Source organism: Fontisubflavum oceani, from assembly GCF_030407165.1.
Lineage (GTDB): Bacteria > Pseudomonadota > Alphaproteobacteria > Rhodobacterales > Rhodobacteraceae > Rhodophyticola > Rhodophyticola oceani.
Genome location: NZ_CP129111.1, coordinates 2147317 through 2170544, shown reverse-complemented (window position 1 = coordinate 2170544; position 23228 = coordinate 2147317). Strand labels below are relative to the sequence as shown.

16 protein-coding genes, 2 tRNA genes and 4 pseudogenes are annotated in these 23228 nt (G+C 60.3%); 5 read left to right on the top strand and 17 right to left on the bottom strand.

From position 1 onward, the window contains the following. Positions 1 to 35: 35 nt before the first annotated feature. Genes QTA57_RS11130 through QTA57_RS11115 form a run of 4 tightly spaced genes read right to left on the bottom strand, consistent with a single transcriptional unit; the run spans position 36 to position 2945 of the window. A complete protein-coding gene (locus QTA57_RS11130; RefSeq protein WP_290151482.1) occupies positions 36 to 1055 on the bottom strand; it encodes a GNAT family N-acetyltransferase in 1020 nt (339 codons plus the stop codon). Beyond that, positions 1052 to 1519, bottom strand: coding sequence for a DUF2948 family protein (locus QTA57_RS11125; RefSeq protein WP_290151481.1), 468 nt, complete (start codon positions 1517 to 1519; stop codon positions 1052 to 1054). The genes QTA57_RS11130 and QTA57_RS11125 overlap by 4 nt, the downstream gene beginning before the upstream one ends. Continuing rightward, the gene (gene murA, locus QTA57_RS11120; RefSeq protein WP_290151480.1) at positions 1512 to 2783 is read right to left on the bottom strand and encodes a UDP-N-acetylglucosamine 1-carboxyvinyltransferase; all 1272 of its coding nucleotides are present in this window, start codon (positions 2781 to 2783) and stop codon (positions 1512 to 1514) included. The genes QTA57_RS11125 and murA overlap by 8 nt, the downstream gene beginning before the upstream one ends. Before the next feature lie 12 nt (positions 2784 to 2795). Continuing rightward, a complete protein-coding gene (locus QTA57_RS11115) occupies positions 2796 to 2945 on the bottom strand; it encodes a hypothetical protein (protein WP_290151479.1) in 150 nt (49 codons plus the stop codon). Positions 2946 to 3038: 93 nt separating this feature from the next. Here QTA57_RS11115 and QTA57_RS11110 point away from each other — a divergent pair. Then, a tRNA-Thr gene (locus tag QTA57_RS11110) sits at positions 3039 to 3113 on the top strand. A 22-nt stretch (positions 3114 to 3135) separates the two neighbouring features. Here QTA57_RS11110 and QTA57_RS11105 read toward each other — a convergent pair. The 3 genes and pseudogenes from QTA57_RS11105 to QTA57_RS11095 form a co-directional block, all read right to left on the bottom strand. Next, positions 3136 to 4379, bottom strand: a pseudogene (locus QTA57_RS11105) (lytic murein transglycosylase). A gap of 98 nt (positions 4380 to 4477) precedes the next feature. Then, positions 4478 to 5380: a DUF2927 domain-containing protein gene (locus QTA57_RS11100; RefSeq protein ID WP_290151478.1), complete on the bottom strand. Its 903-nt coding sequence runs from the start codon at positions 5378 to 5380 to the stop codon at positions 4478 to 4480. A 197-nt stretch (positions 5381 to 5577) separates the two neighbouring features. Further along, positions 5578 to 7374, bottom strand: a complete 1797-nt coding sequence (locus tag QTA57_RS11095; RefSeq protein ID WP_290151477.1) for an ABC transporter ATP-binding protein — start codon at positions 7372 to 7374, stop codon at positions 5578 to 5580. A gap of 163 nt (positions 7375 to 7537) precedes the next feature. Here QTA57_RS11095 and QTA57_RS11090 point away from each other — a divergent pair, with 163 nt between their 5' ends. Further along, entirely contained in the window at positions 7538 to 7825 is a 288-nt protein-coding gene (locus QTA57_RS11090) for a DUF1330 domain-containing protein (RefSeq protein WP_145207859.1), read from the top strand. A 22-nt stretch (positions 7826 to 7847) separates the two neighbouring features. On the opposite strand, the gene QTA57_RS11085 is transcribed toward QTA57_RS11090, so the two are convergent. The 7 genes and pseudogenes from QTA57_RS11085 to QTA57_RS11055 all read right to left on the bottom strand — a co-directional run bounded on the left by QTA57_RS11085 (position 7848) and on the right by QTA57_RS11055 (position 14230). Beyond that, positions 7848 to 8780 (bottom strand): AEC family transporter, encoded by a 933-nt coding sequence (locus tag QTA57_RS11085; RefSeq protein ID WP_290151476.1) that lies wholly within the window; start codon positions 8778 to 8780, stop codon positions 7848 to 7850. Continuing rightward, complete coding sequence (locus QTA57_RS11080; protein WP_290151475.1) at positions 8781 to 9578, bottom strand: MBL fold metallo-hydrolase; 798 nt, start codon at positions 9576 to 9578, stop codon at positions 8781 to 8783. Next, complete coding sequence (locus QTA57_RS11075) at positions 9579 to 10385, bottom strand: TatD family hydrolase (RefSeq protein WP_290151474.1); 807 nt, start codon at positions 10383 to 10385, stop codon at positions 9579 to 9581. A gap of 22 nt (positions 10386 to 10407) precedes the next feature. Continuing rightward, positions 10408 to 11535, bottom strand: coding sequence for a DNA polymerase III subunit delta' (locus QTA57_RS11070; protein WP_290151473.1), 1128 nt, complete (start codon positions 11533 to 11535; stop codon positions 10408 to 10410). Then, positions 11532 to 12160 (bottom strand): annotated as a pseudogene (gene tmk, locus QTA57_RS11065) (dTMP kinase). The gene QTA57_RS11070 and the pseudogene tmk overlap by 4 nt, the downstream one beginning before the upstream one ends. Continuing rightward, complete coding sequence (locus QTA57_RS11060) at positions 12160 to 13332, bottom strand: D-alanyl-D-alanine carboxypeptidase family protein (RefSeq protein WP_290151472.1); 1173 nt, start codon at positions 13330 to 13332, stop codon at positions 12160 to 12162. Before QTA57_RS11060 ends, tmk begins: the two are co-directional and overlap by 1 nt. Positions 13333 to 13348: 16 nt before the next feature. Continuing rightward, positions 13349 to 14230: an SPOR domain-containing protein gene (locus QTA57_RS11055; protein ID WP_290151471.1), complete on the bottom strand. Its 882-nt coding sequence runs from the start codon at positions 14228 to 14230 to the stop codon at positions 13349 to 13351. Between the two features lie 217 nt (positions 14231 to 14447). Between QTA57_RS11055 and QTA57_RS11050 the strand changes: the two genes are divergently transcribed. Both QTA57_RS11050 and QTA57_RS11045 read left to right on the top strand, forming a co-directional pair. Further along, positions 14448 to 14537 (top strand) — tRNA-Ser (locus QTA57_RS11050). A gap of 318 nt (positions 14538 to 14855) precedes the next feature. After that, positions 14856 to 15480 (top strand): annotated as a pseudogene (locus QTA57_RS11045) (IS3 family transposase); the annotation flags it as partial. 38 nt (positions 15481 to 15518) lie between these two features. Here QTA57_RS11045 and QTA57_RS11040 read toward each other — a convergent pair. From QTA57_RS11040 to QTA57_RS11030, 3 genes are all read right to left on the bottom strand, one after another. Then, entirely contained in the window at positions 15519 to 15644 is a 126-nt protein-coding gene (locus QTA57_RS11040) for a hypothetical protein (protein ID WP_290151470.1), read from the bottom strand. Between the two features lie 334 nt (positions 15645 to 15978). Next, positions 15979 to 20046, bottom strand: coding sequence for an RHS repeat-associated core domain-containing protein (locus QTA57_RS11035; protein ID WP_290151469.1), 4068 nt, complete (start codon positions 20044 to 20046; stop codon positions 15979 to 15981). Positions 20047 to 20189: 143 nt separating this feature from the next. Further along, the gene (locus QTA57_RS11030; protein WP_290151468.1) at positions 20190 to 22199 is read right to left on the bottom strand and encodes an FG-GAP repeat domain-containing protein; all 2010 of its coding nucleotides are present in this window, start codon (positions 22197 to 22199) and stop codon (positions 20190 to 20192) included. Positions 22200 to 22397: 198 nt separating this feature from the next. Here QTA57_RS11030 and QTA57_RS11025 point away from each other — a divergent pair. Beyond that, positions 22398 to 23138: pseudogene (locus QTA57_RS11025) on the top strand (IS5 family transposase). Positions 23139 to 23228: the final 90 nt, after the last annotated feature.

The following is a 23228-nucleotide window of genomic DNA, read 5'->3' as shown; positions in this document are numbered from 1 at the left end:
CTTCTGGCGAGCCATAGCGTGCCACGGCACCGGCCTCAAGCGTCCCGATCAAGCCGTTTCAGCATCATGATCATGTCGCAATAGACCCCATCATGACAAAGCGCCCGGGGGCTGCGGCCCAGGATGGCGTAACCTTGCGCCAAATAGGCCGATTGCGCCGCGTCTTGGTCAGCGGACACGTCCAATTCAAGCTGCAAAATGCTCGAAGCTTTGGCGTCGCGTTCCACCGCCGTCATCACCTGTCGAAACAATCCCCGTCCGCGGGCTTCGGGCCGGGTGTAAACCGCGATGACGGCGCCGCGGTGGCGCACGGTCGCGCCCGGCAGCGGATACCACGCGGCGGTGGCCAGGCATCGGCCGCCCTCGACAACGGCAAATAGATGCATCTTGGCGATCCAAGCCTCAATTTCGGCCTGGGGTTTGCCCGCCCAATCGGCATGGGTGGAGCCAAATGCCGTCGGATCCCGGCGCAGCATGTCCAACCGGATATCGCGAAAGGCCATCCAGTCTTCAGGATGAAGCCTGCGCAGCCCATCCTTGGCTGGCACTACGTGAGAGGCGGGTTGATCCAATTGACGGACCATAAACAGGTCGTCATGCGGCCGTCCGTCTTGGATCACGGCCTGCGGCATCACCCCGACAGGCGCAAACCCATTCTTGGTGTAAAACGCAATGGCGCGGGTATTGCCCGACCAGACCCAAAGCTCCAACTGCCGGACGCCCATGGTTTCGGCATCGGCAACCATGCGATCCATCAGAGCCTGCGCACCGCCCTGCCCTTGGTGGCTGGCAGAGACATAAAAAGGGCCGATATGAGCGCGATGCCGCGCCATCGTCCAAGGCTGCTGGCTCAAACCGGCGAACCCAACCAGTTTGTCCCAGTCAAACAGGCCATAAGTTCCGCCGGAGTTCAGCCGTTTCGCCAGCTCTTCAGGCTCCGATGCCTCGGCCTCCTCCCGCGTTTGTAAAAACGAGAGCGGGAATGCCGCGATACCTTCGAGCCTCAGCGCCTGATAAGCCGCTGCATCCTCGACGGTCAGGCGGCGGACCGTCATTCCGGGTGATCGGGCGCCTTGCCCGAAGGCGCGATATAGGGCCGCGTCACATCTTTCAGCGTGACCTCCAGCGCCTCCACCTCGACGGCCACGGCGCCATCCCCGGCCAGAACCAGCGTGATCCGGCCCGTGCCATCCTCGCCCGGTGCCCATTCTAAGGCGAGAAGCGATAGGACCATATCACGGTCGGTCTGATCGATCCCCTGGCTGGCCACGGCCATCGCGTCTTCGAAGACCAACACCGATTGTACCCGTTCCGGTGCCCCCTTCCGGCCACGATCTTCCCATCGGAACCGGTTAAGCAACACCGCAAAGCGCCGTTTTGTCCGATCCCAGGTCATCTCGGTGATCGGGAACACGGCATCCTGCACCAGCGCCGAGATCACCTGCAAATCGTCGCCGTCCAGCGCTTTCAGCGCCACCGGCTGTTCGCCGCCATCCTCAAATCGGGCGTCTTCAACCATCGTCTTTCACCCGTTTGATCTTGGCCCCGACCGAGGACAATTTCTCTTCAATCCGTTCGTAGCCCCGGTCCAAATGGTAGACCCGCGCAACACGCGTTTCACCCTCAGCCGCCAGGCCCGCGAGGATCAGGCTGACGCTGGCGCGCAAATCCGTTGCCATCACCGGCGCGCCGGTCAGGCCCTTCACCCCGGTCACCGTCGCGGTGCCACCATGGACATCAATCTCCGCCCCCATCCGGATCAACTCGGGCGCATGCATGAAGCGGTTTTCGAAAATCGTCTCTTCCAGAACGCTGCTGCCCTCGGCGGTGCACATCAGCGCCATGAACTGCGCCTGCAGATCCGTTGGGAAGCCGGGAAAGGGCGCGGTTGTCACGTCCACCGCTTTGATCGCCCCGTTTTTGCGGCTGACCTTGAGCCCGGATTTGGTTTCGGTAATCTCGACGCCGGCCTCTTCCAGTTTATCACAGAACGCCGAGAGCAAATCCCGCCGTCCGCCAAGAAGCTCGACCTCACCGCCGCAAATCGCCGGCGCAATCATGAAGGTGCCAAGTTCGATGCGGTCGGGGATCACCTGATGGGTCGCGGCGTGCAACCGGTCGACGCCTTCGACAGTGATCTCCGAGGTCCCTGCCCCGCTGATCTTCGCGCCCATCTCGGTCAGACATTTCGCCAAGTCCACGGTATCGGGCTCACGCGCCGCGTTTTTGATCACGGTCGTGCCTTTGGCCAGCGTCGCCGCGGTCAGCGCATTTTCGGTGGCCCCGACAGACACAAACGGAAACTCGATCACAGCTCCGGTTAGCCCATTCGGGGCTGTCGCGTGGACATATCCCTCTTCCAGCTCGATCGTGGCGCCCAGCTTTTCCAGCGCCATCATATGCAGATCAACCTTGCGCGCGCCGATGGCACAGCCACCGGGCAGAGAGACTATCGCCTCACCTTCGCGCGCCAGAAGTGGCCCCAAAACGTTGAACGAAGCGCGCAGCTTTCGCACAATCTCATAATCCGCGCGCCGATTGGTGATCTCTCGTGCCGAGAGGACCATCACCCGGCCCTCCTGCAACAACGCGACTTCGCAGCCATGAGATTCGAGCAATGTCGAAAGCGTCCGGATATCCGACAAGCGCGGCACATTGGTCAGCGTCAGCGGCTCATCACTCAACAACGCCGCCGTCATCAGCTTGAGACAGGTGTTTTTTGCACCCGAAATCGGGATTTGCCCAGAAAGCGGGCCATTGCCCTCAACGATGATCGAATCCATTGCCGCCTGCCTTTATTTCTTGCTCTCGCTCTCCGACGCCGCATCACGGGCGCGGGCCTGTGCCTTGCGCCGCTGAAGGTTCGCCTTCAACGCCGATTTCAACCTGTCTTCGCGGGTTTTGCCCTTGTTTGATGGGCTTGATTTCGTGGTTTTCCGCTCCATGGCCCCTCCTCTACCGCAGGCGGGCAACAGGGTCCAGATTGCGCTTGCGTCATAGGGCAATTGCGTCTAATCCACCGCCCACGCGAGAACGCGGCCGCAGTAGCTCAGTGGTAGAGCGCGTCATTGGTAATGACGAGGTCGGGAGTTCAATCCTCCCCTGCGGCACCATCTTCCCCAGCAAGATTAACCACTAGCGCAATCTATTGAGCAGTCCGCGCGATGGCGTGCCGGTGACAGTCAGGCCGTTGGCTTGCTGATAGCTGCGGATTGCGGCCTCGGTTCGTGATCCGATGACGCCGTCGGTGGTGCCGGCATCATAGCCAGCACGCGTCAGGCCCTCTTGCATGGCGCGGCGGTCGTCGATGGTCAAGCCATATTGGTCCGGCGGGAACTGCCCCCACAGAGTGCCGCCGCCGGCCAGACGATCCGAGAGATAGCCGACGCCAATGCCGTAATTGGTGGAGTTGTTGTAGCGCAGGATCACGTCGAAGTTCCGGAAAGCCAGGAAGGCCGGGCCGGTGACGCCTTCCGGGATCAGAATCGCACCTGGCCCATGATCAGGCAGCACCCCGCCTTGCGCCAGGCGCACGCCGAGCCCGGCCCAGCTTGACACCGCGCGGCGCCCCCGCGTCCTGCAAGACCGCTGTCAAACCCCTCCGGCAGGCGAACCTCAACGCCCCAGGGGCGCCCTCTTTGCCAGCCAGAGCGCGACAGATAGGCCGCCGCCGAGGCCAACGCGTCGGTCGGGTCGTCCGACCAGATATCGCGCCGCCCGTCGCCTCGAAAATCAGCGGCGTAAGCTTCGAAGGTTGTCGGGATAAACTGGGTATGCCCCATCGCGCCCGCCCAACTTCCGGTCATCCGAGCGGGGCTGATGTCGCCATTTTGTAGAATGCGCAACGCCGCCATCAACTGCCGCTCGAAGAAAACCCCGCGACGCCCATCAAAGGCCAGCGTCGAGGTGGCCGAAATTACCGGAATCGTGCCACGTCGTGCGCCGTAGTTGCTCTCTACGCCCCAAATCGCCGTAACCACATGCGGCGGCACGCCATAGCGATTCTCGATCTCTGTCAGCACCTCTCGCTCTGCGTTAAAGCGGCTGCGGCCGGTGGCAACCTTCTCCGCCGGGGCGACAATTGCGAGGTAGTCTTCAAGCGTCCGAGAGAACTCCGTTTGATTGCGGTCCCGCTCCACCACGCCAGGCAAGAAGCCGGTGCCGCGAAACGCGGCGGATAAGGTGCTTTGAGAGATGCCGTTCACCGCTGCCCGCTCGCGAAATGCGGCGACCCACGCGTCATACCGGGGGTTTGGCACGGGGCGCATGCCGGGGACGTCCGTCGCAGATACGCGATTGCTGGTTCCGATGCTTGGCACGCAGCCCGTTGTGAGGGCCGCAACCGCGCCGAAATTGACCCATCGCCGTGTGACCTGCATTGCCGGAACCTTCTTTACTGCTCTTTTGGCAAGCCTAACGCGGCCTGCGGGAGACGGAAAGAGATCGATCGGAGATCGGCCAGTTCGCGCCCGTCAGATCAGCCGCGTTGCGCGATCTGCTGGCTGAGCGCGGGCAGGATCGGTGCCACTTGATGCGGGGCCATGCCGGGGTGCAAGGCCGGATGATACAACATCTGCAAGAGCAACTCGTCATGGCGGGTCAGAACACCAAATTCCTCGTCATCATTAAAAATCGATGGCCAGGCCGCAGGGCTGTCATTGGCAAGCCCCATCCCTTGGGCCAGCTCTTCCTCGATGCAGGATTGGCGCATCCGCGCGGGATGTTCGGCCCGCACGATGGCGATGGCTTGGTCATATCCCAAGCTCAGGTCCCGGTTCGGCACGGCCACGACCATACAGAACGTGTTGCGCCCCATACCGGTAATCGCGTTCACCGCTGCACGGCTGAGCCCCGGCACCAATTCGCGCAATAGTGGCGCAAGTCCCGCACGCTCCGCATCACTGACCACGAGAACATGGAAGTTCGGCGAATTCGCCGTCACCGCGACGGGATGGCCTGTCGCCACCTCAAGCCGCCGCGCGACTTGGCGCACGGTCGACATATCCGCCCGCTGTTGCGCCGAGTGCACAGACATTCCAAACCGCACGCCAAGGCGCACCGGTTCGACCCAACGCCGCAAGGGGGCGGCCTGCCCGCCCCGCGAAATGCCACCGCCGCGCAAGCTATATTCACTCCGCATGGCGATCTGCATGAAATTATCGGCCAAGACTTCGGCACTCAGGTTCGATCCACGCGGATGCCGTTCTTGGCGCAGATGGCCCTGGCTCACCAAATGGGTCTCCATCTGGTGGTAGTAGGCCGCCAGTATTGAGCCATTGGGATCAGCAGCGCGTGCGGCCAGATTGGCCGGTGTCGCCGTCGATGCGGCGGCAAGTTGTTGCGCCTTAACACCTGTTGCAGCCGCAAAAAACGTGGCCACCACACAACAGAGGAGGGCCAGAAAAGACGTCGGTTTTGCACAGACGCAACGGGGCACGTGTTAGTCCTTTGGTTATCTGACGGCAGATACGGCCACCGCCAGTCTTCGAACTTGCGTACCGACACCGTCAACGGACGTCCCTCGAAAGTCAAATAAAGCTTTTCTGGCACCGCGCGATCACCCGTCGCGCCGTGGCATCACAATCCAGTCGTGACGCCCGCGGATTGCAGGGCATGCAGGCGCGCATAGGCGCCCTCGGCCTGCATCAAAGAGGCATGATTGCCCTTTTCTACAAGGCATCCCTTGTCCATCACGACAATGAGATCAGCCTCACGAATCGTTGATAGACGGTGAGCGATCACCAGCGTCGTCCGGCCTTTCGAGAGGCGCTCCAACGCCGCCTGCACCAGTTTCTCTGACCTTGCGTCAAGGGCGGATGTCGGCTCATCCAAGAGCAGAATCGGTGCATCGCGCAGCATTGCCCGGGCAATGGCGACCCGTTGGCGCTGCCCACCCGACAGGGCCGATCCGCGCGGACCAACGGCCGTCTCCAACCCGTCTGGCAAGGCCTCGGCGAATTCCAAGACCGAGGCGGCCTCGGCGGCGGCGCGAATTTCGGCCTCAGTCGCATCCAAACGCCCCAGGCGGATGTTCTGCGCAATGCTTTGATCAAACAAAGCGGTTTCCTGTCCGACAACGGCGATGCTATCGCGCAGACGTTCCAACTCTGCCGCTGTGGTCTGCGTACCCGCGATGGTGATCTGCCCGCTATCGGGGTCGATGAGACGCGTCAGCAGGCCAAAAACCGTGCTTTTCCCTGCACCAGATGGCCCAACAAGCGCCGTGGTCTGACCTTCCGCTGCGGTAAAACTCAACCCGTTGAGAACCGGCGCGTCGCCATAGGCGAAATGCACATCGTCAAACACCACATCACCAAGCTTGAGCGGTTTCGGGCTGGCCGGCGAAAGGATCGTCGGCTCAGCGTTCAGAACCTCATAAAGCCGTTCCAGCGAGGCCAACGCGGCTTGGATATAGGCAGACAGGTTCGACAGTCGCCGGACCGGATCCATCACAAGCGCCAGCGCGGTGAAAAAGGACATGAACTGTCCCACCGTCTTTTCGCCAGACACGATCTCGGCCCCGCCCACCAGCAGAACGATCAAACAGGCCCCCGCCGCCATGACATCAACCAATGCGGGCGTTCCCGCCTTGCTGCGTTCGGCGCGCATCTGCTGCCCCAAGAAGCGCCCAATCTCTGATCGGAATTCTTTCGATTGATGCGCCTCGAGCCGGTTGACCTTAATCGATTGGATCCCGTGGAAGATCTCATCCATCTGCGTGGAGAGGCGGGACGCGGCCTCTCGTGCGGCATGGGTGAACCCCCGGATCAGCCGCTGCAGCGCCGCGATGGGAAAGAACATCAGCGGCACGCCGATCATCGCCAGAAGCGACCATTGCCAGTCGTTCAAAAACATCACCGTCAAGAGCGTGACCAGCGAAATCACATCCCGACCGGCCGACATCAGCGCGGTCGCGGCCAAGCTCTGCAGGGCGGTTGTGTCGCCCCGCACCCGTTCGATCAATGCACCGGGCGCGTTATCTTGGAAATAGCGGCCATCCAGGCGCAAAAGATGCTCCAAGAGCCGGGTCTGCAGCGAGGTGACGACCTTCAAACCGATGGAGACAATGATCAGCCGCTGGCCAAACCCCGCCACCGCGCGAAGAAGCAGAATACCTGCAATCGCGAACGCCGCCCACGTAATCATCCCCTCATTCCCGGGGACAAGCACCTGATCGAAGAGCGGCTGGATCAGATAGGCCGCGGCCCCAAGGGTCGCGCCCTCGATGGTCATCAAGAGTAGCGCCGCGACCATGCGCACCCAATAGGCCGAGACATGTTCCCGCCAGAGCCGACCAAGCAGATGCGTCGCCCGCATATCAGGCGATTGATCATTGCTTTGCGGGTCTGGGGGCGTCTGATCAGTGGCGGACATGAGCGGGTGGGTTCCTGCGGCCAGTCGAGTGAGCTGCTTACGCCAAGCGTCAGATGGGAACAAGGCCAGCAATGCAAGAGATAAGACGCATCACGCGATGGTTGTAATCCCCGCAACACGTTGGTTTAAACCGCTCAACCCATCTACAGGAAAGGCGCATCTCATGCCCAAAGGTTACATTATTGGCCATATCACCGTCACCGACCCTGAGGCCTACCCGGAATATGTGCGCCGTGACACGCCGATCCTGAACAATCTCGGCGGGCAGTTCATCATTCGCGGCGGACAGTCGGAAGTTGTTGAAGGCGAAACCTTTGAGCGCCACGTAGTGATCGAATTTCCGAGCTATGAAGCGGCACTGACGGCCTATAATGACCCAGAATACCAAGAGGTTGCCGAAATTCGTCGCAACGCGGCCGATAGCGTGATCGTGGTCGTCGAAGGCGTCTAAAGCCGCCTTGGGTGGAGCCGCTTCAGGGCAGCACGGCCAGCCAAATGGAGGCCGTCAGCACCGTCAGCGCAGTGCCAATCAGCACCGAAGAGGCCGCAACGCGCCGGGCCGCGCCATACATATTGGCGAAGATATAGGTGTTCACGCCCGGTGCCATCGCCGCCGTAATCACCACCGAACGCATCTGTTCCTCACTGAGCGCCAGCACCTGCCCGCCCATCCCGTATGCAATTGCCGGATGCACAATGAGCGACATCACACAGATAAACGCGATCACCTTCGCATCGCCTTCGGGTTTGTAGCGATAGAGCACGCCGCCCAAGCCGAAAAGCGCCGCTGGCAGAGCCGCGCGGATCATCAGATTGATCGCCTCGGTCAACACGCCTGGCATCGGTAGGCCGGTCAGATTGACCACAAATCCAAGCCCCACGCCGATCATCAACGGGTTGCGGAACATCGCCAAGCCCACGGTCCGCACCATGCGAAGCGGAGACTTGCTATCGGCCCGCACGATCTCCATCGCGGTGATCCCAAGCAGATAGCAAAACGCAGCATGCAAGGCGACAATCGCGAAATTCGGCCCCAAAGAGTCTGGTCCATAAGCGCGTTCCATAATCGGCAAGCCCAGAAGCACGGTATTAGCAAAGAGACAGGCGAAGCCGATGGCCACGCTATCCTGCCAAGGCCGACCAAAGAGGGCCCGCGCCCCGAACATCCCCAGAAAGAAACAGATGGTGGAACCGGTGTAGAAAGAGGCCAACAGCCGCCAGTCGAAGTTTTGCTCCAGATCGAGCGTCGAGATACCCATGAAGAGCAGGCAGGGAATGGCGAATTTCTGGGTGAAATTCATCAACCCATCCACGCCGCTATCGGAGAACAGCCCGCGCCAGACCGCAAGATACCCCGCGCCGATCACGAGGAAGACCGGCAAAACAACGGACAGCAAATCCGCCATCTAGACCTCGGCGCGGATCACCATACCGTCATAAGCCGGGGTGATATGGTCGGGCGTTTCATCGGCAACCGTCTGATAATCCAGATCAATATGCATATTGGTCAACACCGCACGCTTGGGCGCCGCGCGGGCGATCCACTCCAATGTCAGGTCCAAATGCGCATGGCTCGGATGCGGCGTTCGCCTCAGGGCGTCGACGATCCAACAATCCAGCCCCTCCAAAACCGGCCAAACTACGTCTGGGATGTCGGACACATCCGGCAGATAGGCTATGTCGCCCATGCGGAAGCCCAAGGCGTCGATATTGCCATGGGTAACTTCAAAGGGCGTAAAGGTAATCGGCCCCCCTGCCCCCTCAATCGTCACGTCGCCATTGATCGCGTGAAGGTCCAGGATCGGCGGATAGGCCGAGCCCGCCGGTTGCACAAAGGCATAGCCAAACCGCCCCAGCAAATCGTTCTGCGTCGGGCCATCGGCATAGACCGGCAACCGCTGGCGCATGTTGAACACGATCATCCGGAGATCATCGAGCCCATGGGTGTGATCCGCGTGGGCATGCGTGAACAGCACCGCATCAAGCCGTCCGATCCCCGCATCAAGCAATTGCTGCCGCAAATCGGGAGAGGTGTCGATCAGCACTGCCGTTTCGCCCTCTTCTGTGATCCGCTGCACCAGGAGCGAGCACCGACGGCGGCGGTTTCGGGAGTCGTTGGGGTCGCATTCTCCCCAAACATCGCCCAATCGCGGGACGCCGCCGGACGAGCCGCAGCCCAGGATGGTGAGCTTCAGGTCAGCCATTCATGCCGCCGCCTGCCACGCGGCCGCTTTCCAGAACAGCCGGTCGAAATTGGCGCTGGTTTGGGCCGCAAACGCCGCCTCACTCACCCCGAACAACTCTGCCCCAACCCGCGCGGTGAAGGCGGTATAGGCGGGCTCATTGCGCTTGCCGCGATAGGGCGGCGGGGCCAGATAGGGCGCATCGGTTTCCACCAGAATGCGGTCCACCGGGGCGGCTGCGAAAATCTCACGCAGCTCGGTGGATTTGGGGAAGGCCGCAATGCCCGACATTGACAGATAGAACCCCAAGTCCAACGCGGCTTGCGCGAGGCCCGCCCCTGAGGAAAAGCAATGCATGACGCAGGTATAAACCCCGGCGCGATGCTCTTCGGTCAGAATGCGGGCCATATCCTCATCCGCTGCGCGCGCATGGATGATCAACGGCAGGCCGGTCACGCGGGCGGCCTCGATATGCAGACGCAGGCTCTCCTGCTGCACAGCGGCACTTTCGGCGGTGTAATGGTAATCCAATCCCGTCTCGCCAATGCCAACGAATTTCGGATGCCGTGCGAGGGTTTCCAGCTCCGCAAGCGTGGCCATCGGCTCCTCGGCGGCGCTCATCGGATGGGTACCGCCGGCCCAGAACACCGGGGCATGTGCGTCGGCAATCGCGCGGACCTGCGGCGCGTTACGAAGCCGGGTGCAAATCGTCACCATCCGGGTCACACCCGCCTCAGCCGCACGCGCGATAACCTCCGGCAATTCCTCGGCAAAATCCGGAAAATCCAAGTGGCAATGGCTGTCGACGATCTCAGGCGTGGCGGGCATGGAACACTCTGTTCGGAACTCTTCAGGCGGGAATGCGCGCCGCCGTCTTCTCAAGGCTGAGACACATATCAAGGATGAGCGCAGCAGGGTCAAGGTTGACCGCCTTGCCGCGCCGGGCCCGGGCCGTCAACCCTTGCGCCATATCGGCCCAAGCTCGTCCTGTCGCTGGATCGGGGGCCAATCGGGTCAGCATCTTTGCCTCGCCGGGCACGATCTCTGGCGGCGCCTGCCCCGTCGCGCCGGTTCGCGCCAAGCGGCTGAGCAATCGGTCGATCAAAACCAGTGTCAGATCAAACCGTGCCTCTGCGCCGCGGGCGGCGGCCGCCTCGGCCAGTTTGTTGGCCGCCGACCGGCTCATCCCCGGCATGGAGGCGAACAGTCCGACCAAATCGGCATAAAGCGTCAAGCCATCCAACGCGATCAGTCGGGCGGCCTCCCCCACCGATCCCTCGGCCAGTTCGGCCAGCGCCGGGCTGGCATCGGCTTCGATCTCCGCCTGGCCGAGCGCGCGGCCCAAATCCGCCTCCGACAGCCGATCCAAGCGCAAGGTCCGACAGCGCGAGCGGATCGTCGGCAGAAGCCGCGAGGGCTGGTGCGCGACGAGCAGCAGCACGGCATTGGCGGGCGGCTCCTCCAGCACCTTCAAGAGGGCATTGGCCGCATTGGTGTTCATCTCATCGGCGGCATCGACAATGACCACACGCCGCCCGCCATCGCTGGCCGAAAGCGCGAAGAAGTCTTTCAGTTTACGCACCTCGTCAACGGTAATCTGTGCCTGAAACCGCTTCGCCTTCTCATCCCACGGGCGGCGCAACAGCATCAGCCCGGGCTCTGACATCGCGTGCAAGCGGCGGGCGACCGGATGATCCGGTGGGACGTCAAGCGTCTCGGGCACCGGAGCGGCAAACAGCGCATCGCCGGTGTCTGGTGGCGTGGCCAGCAAGAAGCGAGCGATGCGCCAGGCCAGCGTTGCTTTGCCGACGCCGCGTGGGCCGGTCAGAAGCCAAGCATGGTGCAAGCGATCCGATGTGAAGGCGCTCAGAAACACGGCCTCCGCTGCGCCTTGGCCAAAAATCTGATCGGTCTCGCGCGGATGCGGCGCCCCGTCGAGCCGGTCAGCCTCGGGCGGGATATCATCCTCGCCGCTCATCGCAGCGCAGCGGTGACCGTGGCAAAGACGTCGCGCGCCACCGCATCCATATCGCGCGCGCCATCAATGACGCGGAACCGTTCCGGCGCAGCCTCGGCCAGTTCCAGATAGCCCGCGCGCATCCGTTCCTGAAGCGATAGGCCAAAATCCTCGAACCGTTCCTCGACACCCTGCCGCCCCTTGGCGCGGGCCAAGCCAGCGGTCGGGTCCATATCGATCAGCACGGTCAAATCCGGCTCGCGGCCAATCATCAGGTCATGCAGGTCATCAACCAGCTTGCGCAGATCGCCACGCGACAGGCCCTGATACATGCGAGTGCTGTCGGCGAACCGGTCGCAGATCACGATTTGGCCCGCCTCAAGCGCAGGCTGGATCACCCGCTCCATATGATCGCGGCGCGCGGCGGTAAAAAGTAAAATCTCTGTTTCCGCCGACCAGCGATCTGGATCGCCCTGCAAGACCAGCGCGCGGATTTCCTCTGCCCCTGGCGAGCCCCCGGCTCCCGCGTCAACAGAACGTCATGCCCGGCCTGCCGTAGCGCCTCGGCCAAAAGCTGTGCTTGGGTGGATTTGCCCGACCCGTCGATGCCTTCCAAGCTGATAAACAGCCCCTGTCCTGCCCCCATCAGCTTGGCGCCAGACCCGGGTCATCGCCCAGAAGATCACGGAGGAGCAAACGGGCCGCCGTCCCAAGGCGCGTGGTGATCCCGCCGCGTTCAACGGCTTGGGCCGCAACCAACGGGATATGGCGATCCTCAAACCCCTCCATCCGCACAACCAAGGTGCCAAGCTCGGCCCCCGCCTCAATCGGCGCGGCAATCGGGCCCTCATAAATCACTTCCGCCTCGATCTCTTCGCCCTGAACCGCGGGGACCAGCATCGTCACATCTTCGGCCGGCGTCAGGCCAACAGTGCTTGCGGCGCCCATGAAGACTTCCGCCTCCGCCACGACCGCGCCAGCGGACACCACCTCGCGCTCCGCAAACTGCCGGAACGCCCAATTGACGATCCGCTCCGCCTCGCGCGCGCGACCGACTGTTGTCTCAAGGCCGGTGATCACGAATGTCACCCGCCGGTCGCCTTGGACGGCGGAGCCGACAAGCCCGTACCCGGCCTCCTGCGTATGGCCGGTTTTCAGCCCGTCCGCGCCGATGTTGAGCGCCAGAAGCGGGTTGCGGTTGAACCGATTGTCCGGCGCGCGGCCATCAAAGGCAAATTCGGTCTCGGCGAAATACGTGTAATATTGCGGGAATTCGGTGATCAGCCGTTCGGCCAGAATGCCCAAATCCCGCATGCTCATCACATGCCCCGGGGCAGGCCAGCCTGAGGAATTGCGGAACGTGGAGTTGTCCATTCCCAACTGCCGCGCGCGCTCCGTCATCATCGCGGCAAAGCCTTCCTCGGTCCCGTCAGGGCTGAGCGCTTCTGCAAACACGACGCTTGCATCATTGCCCGACAGAACGACAATCCCCCGGATCAGGTCTTCGACCGTGACCCTGTCGCGGGTGGTCAGAAACATGGTCGACCCGCCGAAGCTCATCGCATGGGCGCTGACCGGCAGGGTCGTGTCGAGCGACAAGCGGCCATCTTCCAGCGCCTCAAACACCATGTTCAGCGTCATCAACTTCGACATCGACGCAGGCGGCAGCGGCAGTTGATCGTTATGGCTCAACAAGATCTGGCCGGTATTGTGGTCGATCACATAAGCCGCTTCGGCCTCGGTCTCGAAAGCAGAGGCAGCAACAGTCAGGGCCAGAAGGGCAAATCCGGCAAGAACGGCACGGGCGATGGCGATCATCACGGTCCTTTTTCGGTTAGTTCGTCACAAAATAGGCGTCTTGGAAGCCAAGGCCACGAACGGTTTGCAAGAGTTGATCTCGCTCGGCCCGGGTTCGGGACGGGCCTACAACCACGCGCCAGAACCGCCGATCATTGCTTGTCTGATCATAGATCGTCGGCACCATCCCCGCCGTCCGCAGGGCTTGGGCGGTGTTGTTCGCGTTTTCCTCGACGCTGAATATCCCGATTTGGATAAAGGGCCGGTCCAGATTGGACGCAGGCGCGGAGGCCGGCGCCGGGCTTGGCGCGGGGGCAGATGCGGCGACAGTTTCCGTCGTTTCGCTTTCGTCAATCGCGGCGGCCGCAGCGGCGATCGGGTCGAGAGCTTGCGCCTCGATACTCTCGGGGGCCGCGCCGGTGGTGGCAACCTCTTCGCTCGCCGGTTCGGGAAGCGGCTCCGGCTCGGCCTCGCGCCGCAGGGCGGTGACATTCAACTCGGTCGGCTGGCCCGCAATCAGGTTCAAGGCGGCGGCCGCATCGGAGGAAACCTGCAAAGCCGGGCCCGGATTATCCCGTTCGCGCCGGAACAGCGCGCCAATCACGAACCGGTCCGAGGTCGTATCCCGGATAATCACACGCTCGGGATCCGTGGCGTCGGGATGCGCCACCCAAACGCCGCCGAGCGACGGTCGACCATCCCAAAGCCCGCTATCGGTGACCTGAAACACCTCCGGCGCCTCGACGTCGCGCTCGACCAAACGGGTTGCCCCCGAGGGGGTTTGCGCCTCGGTAGATCCCGCCACGCCAGGCTCAGACGCATTTGCGCCCTGTCCAAAGGGCATCTGAAACCCGTCTTCGCACGCCGCGAGGGCCACGAAACTGGTCAAGAGCAGCGCCCCCCGGGCGCCCGATCTCATCGGAATTCGGCTTGTCATTGAAATTGTCCCGCTCCACCCTGACGCATGTCGGCGCGCCTATCATTTGTTTTTTTCATGCCTGTTGGCGCCGCTCTCCCGGCCCGCAGCCGCAGGATACAACCAAGAGGCGCGTGTGAAAACCCACCGCGCGCGGATCGGCGGCAATCTGCACCGGCTTTTAGAATCGCTACACAGTCGCTAAGGGGCACAAAGCTGCGGAGGAGTGGCAGAGTGGTCGAATGCACCGGTCTTGAAAACCGGCGTGCGTGAGAGCGTACCGTGGGTTCGAATCCCACCTCCTCCGCCATTTTCTAGACAATTAACCGCACGATTTTGGCGCTTTTCTCTTATTTGCCTGACAGGCTGCGCCAGTCCGTTGAACTCCGCCTCGCTTTTTGTCTAGTCTTGGTTCATAGTTTGGTTCACATTCTGGGTCACAATGATGCGTTGAGAGTGCCGACGCCCGAGACAAGAAAAACGCCATGAAACCACCAAAGCCGCAAAAACGTGGCATGCATGGCGTAAATACGAGAGCAGGTGCTCGTCGAGGCATTCCTACTGGATTAGCCCCCTGAAAGTGGTCCGCCAACTGGGATAGATTGTCCCGCAAATTGGAGGATCAGCGCTGGCTGGAAGGCGAGAAAAGCCCGAAGAGATTGTATCGAAGCTTCGGCAGGTTGAAGTTCTGCAAGGACAAGGTGCGACAATTGCCGAGGCCGTGCACCAGATCGGGTTGACACAGCAGACGTTTTATCGATGGCGGAAGCTCTATGGCGGGATGCAGCGGTCTCAGCTTGCACGGTTGAAGGAGCTTGAGAAAGAGAACCAACGGCTTCGGCGCGCGGTATCGGACCTGACATTGGAAAAGCTCATTCTCGCCGAAGCCGCAAAGGGAAACTTCATTCGACCATTGTCCTCGGACCAATGGCGGAAAATGGTTTCATCCTTCGCGCCGTCGTAAATGCATCGACCGTGTGCGGCAGGAACTGCGCGTGTCTGAGCGCCGTGCCTGCCACACGCTCGGTCAGCATCGCTCAACGCAGCGCAATGTGCCGCAAGGCCTGGCCGATGAAGACCGTCTGACCAACGACATCATCAAGCTAACCGATCAATATGGGCTTTATGGCGACCGCATGGTGACGGCGTTGCTGAACAACGCTGGTTGGCATGTGAACCACAAGCGGGTCGAGCGTATCTGGCGGCGCGAAGGGCTGAAGGTCCCACAAAAGCAGAGGAAGAAAGGACGGCTCTAGCTGAGTTTGGCTTAATTCGTTGGGACAATGCTGAGTTATAGCCGAGTTGCCTCTACCAGGTGATCGTGGTGCAGATAGGCGACCTCGGCGCCGTAGGTATAGGTGGTCGTCGCACCTCCATGGGTGACCGAGAGCGGGCGGTTCTCGCCATCATAGCTCATTGAGCGCCCGCCAGACCCGTGGTCAGCGGTCGGCCAAGAAGCGCAGAGGAAACAACGCCGTTCCACCGTCCAAAACTGCAATGTTGCTTTCTAACCAACTCTAGAAAGCTGAACCTCTGGATTCCAATCGTTAGGCTTTGCATCGCTCTTCGACCACCAAATGCAACCACCTTCGATCCAACTCTTGCGCAAGACCTCGTGGGGTGTAGTGGCATCGTGATACCCAAACTGAGTTCCACAACTAGGACAGATGTCTTGTGATCCGTAGCCAAAGCTATCGTGCGAAGGTTCTTCAAGACCGGCATAACCACACACGGGACAGATATTCATTGCTTCATCGCCCATAGAGGAAATAGCCCATATTTGTTTGATGACCGTGGATAGATGGATCAGGCCTATAATATGTTCTAATTATTCCCGATCTGGAGACAACTCCATATTCGTTTGTCCTGGTGTTGAATCTGACCACATCGCCATTCGGTCTGGTTCTTTCTAGTGTGTTACTATCCCTTGTCCCGGTCAGGAATCTGTCTGCTTGGCGTTGGTATTGTGCCGCTGTCCTAGCTCCGAAATCAGCTCCATGGCTACCAAAATGCCTTGTGAGTCGGCGCTGGCTTGCAAACTGCGCACCAGTCCCTTGGATGCGGGTCATGCCATCTGGGATTGCCGTCGATGAGCGAAAAAGCCCCCTGAGTGAGAATCGTGGACGCCATGGGGCCATAACCGGAGGGCCGAGCGTCTGGTGATGCTGAATGGAGGGTCGGACGTGCCCTCCTATTGTGTTGTCGAAATCTACCCCCTGTGAGGACACAGTGACGTCGAGCCCGCCGCGGACCGAACTGGTCCAGTTTCCTCGGGCATCGAATGTGAATCTTCCAGACAAGCCAGCGGCTCTGTTTTTGGCAGCTATAGTTCCGCTTACGCCAGAGCCCACAGAGCCGAACTGGTCTCTTGCGTGGCCGAACTCCTCGCTGTGTTCCAGATAGTTGTCCAACACCTCCTGAGCGCGGTCACTTCTCGAATACGCGTTCCCCTCGGGATCCATATGATTGATAGGATCGTTTGCGGAGTATGCGTATCTGTTTGTGCCGACGCCTGGTTCTGTGACTTCGAACCAATCGGGTTGTATGAACATGGCCAGGCGGGGGTCGTAGTAGCGGGCGTTGAGATATTGCAGTCCGGCGTCGCTGTCGTAGCGCTCCCCGATATAGCCAAAGGTTTCGTCGGGGCTTGTGCCGCCGTCTCGCCAGGCGATCTCGCCGAAGGGGGCATAGACCCGGGCCTCGGCGCGGGCGCCGGTGGCATCGGTCATCGCAACAACCGAGTTCAGGTGATCGCGGTGCAGATAGGTGACCTCGGTGCCATTGGTGATCCGGATATCGGGATGCGGATAGGTCAGGACCTGCTCCGCCGGGCTGCCGAAGTTGCGGATCTCGACCGGGCCGAAGGTGGCGGTGATGTTGCCGGACGGATCGGTGCGCAGAAGCCTCGTGCCGTCGGCACCGTAGGTATAGGTGGTCGTCGCACCTCCATGGGTGACCGAGAGCGGGCGGTTCTCGCCGTCATAGCTCATCATGCGCCCCGCCAGACCGGTGGTCAGCGGCAGGCTGGTCGTCATGTTGCCATTGGCGTCATAGGTGAAGCTTTGGCCTGCGACGGCAATCGGCGCGTGAGGGTGCGGGCCGGTGGCGGGGCCGTAGCTATAGCTGCCGATTTGCGAGTTTGAGCGCAGACTGCCCGCCGCGTCATAGGTGAAGACGCGGTTCTGCGCGGGCTGTCCGGCATAATTGGTCGCGGTTAGCAGCCGGCCAGCATAGTCATAGCTGTAGTTCATGTCGCCCGCAGGCGTTTGACTATCAACACGCGATATCCGCCCTGTCGCGCTCCGCGTGTAGTCGGAGTGATCTCGCAAGAATGCGGTGTCCAAGGTGTCCAAAATCACGATATCTGTCAGCCAGCCGCGCTGCGTGTCATAAAGCCGCAAATCCTCGAGAGTGTTGCCATAGTCGATGAGCGTGGGGTTGCCCCAAGCGTTATAGGCAATGGCTTCGATATAGGTGCCAAACCCATTGAGCCGGCCCGCCACGTCATAGCTGTAATCGCCGGCCGGCGCGGTGGCCGTACTGCCCGGGGTGGTGGGCAGATGCTGACGCAAGACCGCGCCTGAGGGTCGATACTCCGTCTCGAGCGTATAGCTCCGCCCGAGGAAGCTATGCTCCGCCCGGATTTGTTGTCCGACCGCGTCATAGCCATAGCGGATCGTGTGGTCGGGGTTTGAGAGCGTGGTCAACTGGCCGATATTGTGCTCGCCTGCCGCCGCCTCATCATAGGTCGATGTGGTCGTGGTGGTGCCGCCCGATGTGGTCACATCGCGGCGGGTTACCCGGTTCAAGGCGTCATACGTGATGGCGATGACTTGGCCTTCGGCATCGGTTTGCCGGGTCAGATTGCCATTGGCATCGTAAACCATCGTCCAGCGGCCAAGCGCCGGATCATCCGAGACAGTGCGGTTGCCAAACACGTCATAAGTATAGGCCCAAGTGGCGCCGATCGGATCGGTCACCCCGATCAGCTGATTCCTGAGATCATAGGTATAGCTGGTCGTGCGCTCTGTACCTGACGCATCGATATCGGTCTGATCCGCATCCGTCATGGCGCGGGCAATCGTGTTGCCACGGCTGTCCAGGGTCAGCCGAATCTCGCCGCAGATCGTGCTGCTGTCACCATCAAAACAATGCGCGTCATGGCTGGTAACAAGCGGGTGCATGATGCCGCCAATGCTCTGAGCACCAAACACTGTTGCGGAGAGTGTGCCATCGGCAGCTGTCGTGTTGGTCAGGCGATTGAGGGGATCATAGACAAAGCTGGTGCGCTGAGAGGCGGCAATTGGCGGAGGCCGCGGGTTCAGCGAAGAAGGCGGAAAAAGCAGCAGCTCCAGCGAAGGAGGCGGAGGCGAAGAAGGCGGGATGCTCTCCCAGGCCAGATTGCCGCGCGCATCAAAAGCCCGGTCGATGAAGATAAAATCAAGTTCTCCTTCCAGCATGGTCGTTGTTCTGCTGCGATAGGTCTGGCCGAAGCCATCGACATATTGCCGGTGTTCAGAGATGCCGGCACCAGGCGCGCTGCTGCCTGAGGGGGCCTGCGTTTGGATAAAGGCCTGCTCTGGATCGCCCCAGTTGAGATATGCGGTTGTCTCCCAATTGCCATTGGGATGATCGACCCGGGTCTCACGGCAATGGCTGTCATAGGTATAGTCTGTGACCTGACCATTGACATCGGTGACCCGCACCGGGGCCTGGCAAGCCGTGTCCCAGGTGGTCGTCGCGACATGGCCAAGCGCGTTGGTCTCGCTCAGGCGGAACAGGTGCCGAGCCGTGTCATAGGTGTAAGTGGTCGTGTGACCTCGCGCATCCGTTTGGCTCAGCACATTGCCATGCGCGTCATAGCTCCGCTCTTCCTCCAAACGGCGCGCACAGCAACTGGATACATCCCCCGTCCAACGCTCGACCCGCACCACATTGCTGTTCGACGGTGCCGTGAAGGGATCGGCGTTGCCTTCATGAGTGTAAAACTCACGCCAGAGCCAGCGCGCCCGGTCCTCAGCATCGAAGGTCGAACCGCTTTGGGCGATGCGCCATCCGGGTTGGTCAACAATGTAATCCGACAGATTGAAGGCTCGACCGGTTCTGATCAATTGGTTGTCATCTGGATCCTGATCGACCCCGTTCACCGTGAACCCAAGGGTGACCTCCAACGACACTTGCCCGTATCTTGTGTGCTCAAAGAGCCGGGTCGTCTCGACCAGGTCCGCGCCATAGCGCACCCGGGTGCGCTCAGACGTCTGCTGCGCCCGGAACGGGCGAAGATCGGGCGCGCGCACATCCCAAGCGTTGATCACCTGGCGTTGGGTCTGCCCATCATGCAGGATGGTTTGCGAGGCCATCCGCCCGCGCTCCCCCAAATGGTCGTTGAGATAGGTCGTCACCACCTGCGGGCCTTCGGCCTCGCCCGCAATCGCCGGCAGATGAGCGGTGATTGTGCGGTACCCCAAGGGCCGACGATGCGCGTAATCATAGCGCGAGCCGACATAAGAATAACTCGTCCGCCGGGTGTTCCCCCGGCCATCCTGCCGCTCAATCGCCGCCACAAGCTGCGTCACACCCGGAACATCGTTGTCATTGTTCCCAACAGCCGTCGAAGGCACATACTCAATCCCCGTAACACCCCCAAAACCATCCCGAATAGACGTCAGAAGATGCGAAGGGCTGCCGTCGCTCACAAGAATGCGCGACGGGAGCTGGTGTCCGAAAGAAATGCGATGTCGCTCTTGAACGGCATCAGGCAAACCATCGCCATTGACATCCGCAAAGCCAATCAAATCGTCAAAGAGATCTCGCGTCACCGGCCCGGGTCTGATGAATTCTCCGCTGCCATTTGACAGGAAGACATATGCCTCGTCCTGCGGATGCAAGCTTCTAGTGAAGGAACGATCAGCTGTTTGGATTATCAAATCATCTAAGCCGTCGCCATTCAAATCACTTGCAATCAGCCAAGCAGGCCCATCCAACGCTGTATTCCAAGAATTGGTGCCCAGGATTGGGAAGGTCGTTGAGTCGCCCCAGACCTGCGCGGGCTCAAACCCACCCCCGATGACAACGCCACCCAGAGCCGATCCGCACCTGGCTGATCATCTGTCAAAATGATTAGATCGGCTGCGCCATCGCCATTCACATCTCCAAAGGCATGATAATGCGGGCGGGAGGTCGGCAGGCTGGCGGTCACCTCATGAACTGGAAAGGATTCAAAAACGTTTCCGAACAGTTCCTGAACCTGCCAATCGCCACGATACTGGCCAAAAAGACCAGGTTCCCTCACCCTTGTGATAAACTCTAGAGTCCCGTCGCCATCCACATCGGCAACGCGCGCATCGATAGGGCCAGCACTTCCCACATGGCTGCCGCCAGTGGTTCGGCCACCTGACACATCGTATAGTCGATTAACAAAACCACCAGTTGTAGTGACCAGTTCTGGGCCGGGCTCTTGATCAAAGTTCCCACCAACAACGGTTTCGATATTGGCCATAACTGAAAGGACGCGAAAACGTGTAGCGCCGGCATTGGTGTTGAGGTTGGCGCCGGTACCTAAGAGGTAGAGCATAAACCTTGAGTTGCTCTCCTTGCCATATTCGGTGCAAATCGGCGCGGCAACATATGAGCTGTCGTCACCAAAATGATATCCCACCCCAGAAAATATGCCTGTTGGGATTTGACGGCAGGCCCCAGAAGCAGAAGTGTTAAAAGGTAAACGTAGCGACCGGATCAGATTCTGATCAAAGTCGAAGTACCCCGCGGGACGCCGCATAAACTCGTCATTGCCGATTCGTGTTTTGCTGGGCCAAAAATACAGTTCGTCTGCACCATCTCTGTTGTAATCATAGGCCAGCATATTGCGGTGAAACACATGCGTGGTGGTATGCTCGACATAGTCCAGCCCCTCGGTGGTATAGGCCAGTTCGCTGAGCAAGTTTGGCAGTTGGCTTCCGCCTGTGACGATGCCGTTTGCGAGGCTGTAGTCATCGCCATAGACCTGGACTTGGTTGAGCAGGCGCCGCCCGATGGTCTCGGTGGTCTGATACTCAAACGCATAGGCCCGCAGCGGGGCCGCGCCATCGCGGATCGCGATGCTGCGCAGAAGATGAAACTGCTGACCCAGCATACCCCGCGTGCCGGTGGCATAGCTGGCCAGCGGACTGGTTTGCGAGGCGTGATAGCCGAACTCGATCTCATAGCCGCCATAGCGGATGAACTCTGGCCGATGTGCGCGGCCCTCCTCAAGAGCTGCGAAGGCATAAGAGATTTCAACCACATTCGGCGTGGCTTGCGTGTCGCGGATCTCACTTAAAAGATAGGTGGTGTCGAACAAGCCCGCGTAGCGCTCATCACTCGGCCCAACTGTGTCGCCGGCCAAAACCCCAAGACTTTCATAGCGATACTGGGTGCCATCGGTCTCGGTGACGATGAAATAATCGACCTGCTGCCCGTTATAGCTCCGCTGGCGCATCTCCACACGGCGGTAGCTCTCCACAAGCGTGGCAAAGGTGCCACCAGCCGCGCAACTCGCATTCGTGGCATTGGTGCGATACCCGGTCGGATAGATCTGATTTGTCAGCCAAGGATTGGTCGCTTCGCCATCGCTACAGGCCAGAAGCTCCATCCCATCCAGCCGGTAGAGATCTCTCGCATCGTCATGGGTGGGGGTGCCGCCGCCGAGGGAGACCCGCTCGATCTGCGACAAGCCCGACAACTGCCAACCAACGCCCAGCCAAACCTCAGCCGAGCCGAGGCCACGAAACGAGGAGGTGTAGGTCAGGCCGAGATTGGGCTCCAAACCACGATAAGACGGAATATCAAAGGCGGCATGATATCGAAACGATCCATCCGATTGGACATCCTGCGGAACTTCAAACTCCGGCGCGGCCTGCGTCTCAGGATTGTCTTGGGCGGATATGCTGAGGGGCGCGAGAAAACAAACAGCCGAAACAAAAAAAACACTCAAACTACGCAAATACACAAACCCTCTCCTCGCACCAAATAAACACAATCCGCAGGTGAGCCGAATATCCAACAGGCGTCAATAGTCGAATAGGCGCAGGTTAGAAATAAACAAGCTCTATCGTATGAACTATAAATCTAGACCGTGTTGGCAAATAGGGTTCTCAGAGGCCGATTGATGTGATTCAAGTTGGTATCTGCTATGGAGATCAGCTTGCCCCGAGACCTTATGAGCGACGAGGAATGGTCGCTGTTTGAAAACTTCACCCTTGCGATCCATGCCCCGAATGGTCGCAAGCCAGCCAACCATCGCCTTGTTTTGGATAGCGCGTACCGGCTCGACTTGGCGAAACTTGCCTGAAGAGTTTGGTAAATGGGCCAGCGTTTACAGACAGCTCCGGCGTTGGACACTCGCCGGTCTCTGGGAAGACATTCTGGAGGCTCTTAACCAGAGCGGAGCTGTTCCAGATGCCCTGCAGATGATCGACAGTACAGTCATTCGCGCCCATCACCAGGCAGCGGGTGCGAAGGGGGGACTCCACGACAGGGTTTAGGCCGTTCAAGGGGTGGCTTTACGACCAAGATCCACCTCCGTGTCAACGCCCATGGGAACCAAAATCACGCCAGGGCAAACATCGGATTATCTGGGCTTTGATTTGGTGATGACTGACAACCTGCCAGAGCCTTGTGTGTTGCTGGCGGGTCGTGGGTAAGATCTGATCGCATCCGAAACGTGATGAATGAACGCAATATCTTGCCTCAAACACCAATGCGCAAGCCCGGCAAGATGCGCTTCGGAGTGGATCACGGATTGTGTCGGCTCAGAAACATGGTCGAACGTTGTTTCAACAAGCTCAAGAACTCCCGCCGTGTCGCAAAAAGATACGACACAACTGCAGACAGCTACCTCGGCTTCATCGACATCACATCAATCGGCCTCTGAGAACCCTATTTGCCAACACGGTCTAGATTTATAGTTCATACGATAGAGCTTGTTTATTTCTAACCTGCGCCTATTCGACTATTGACGCCT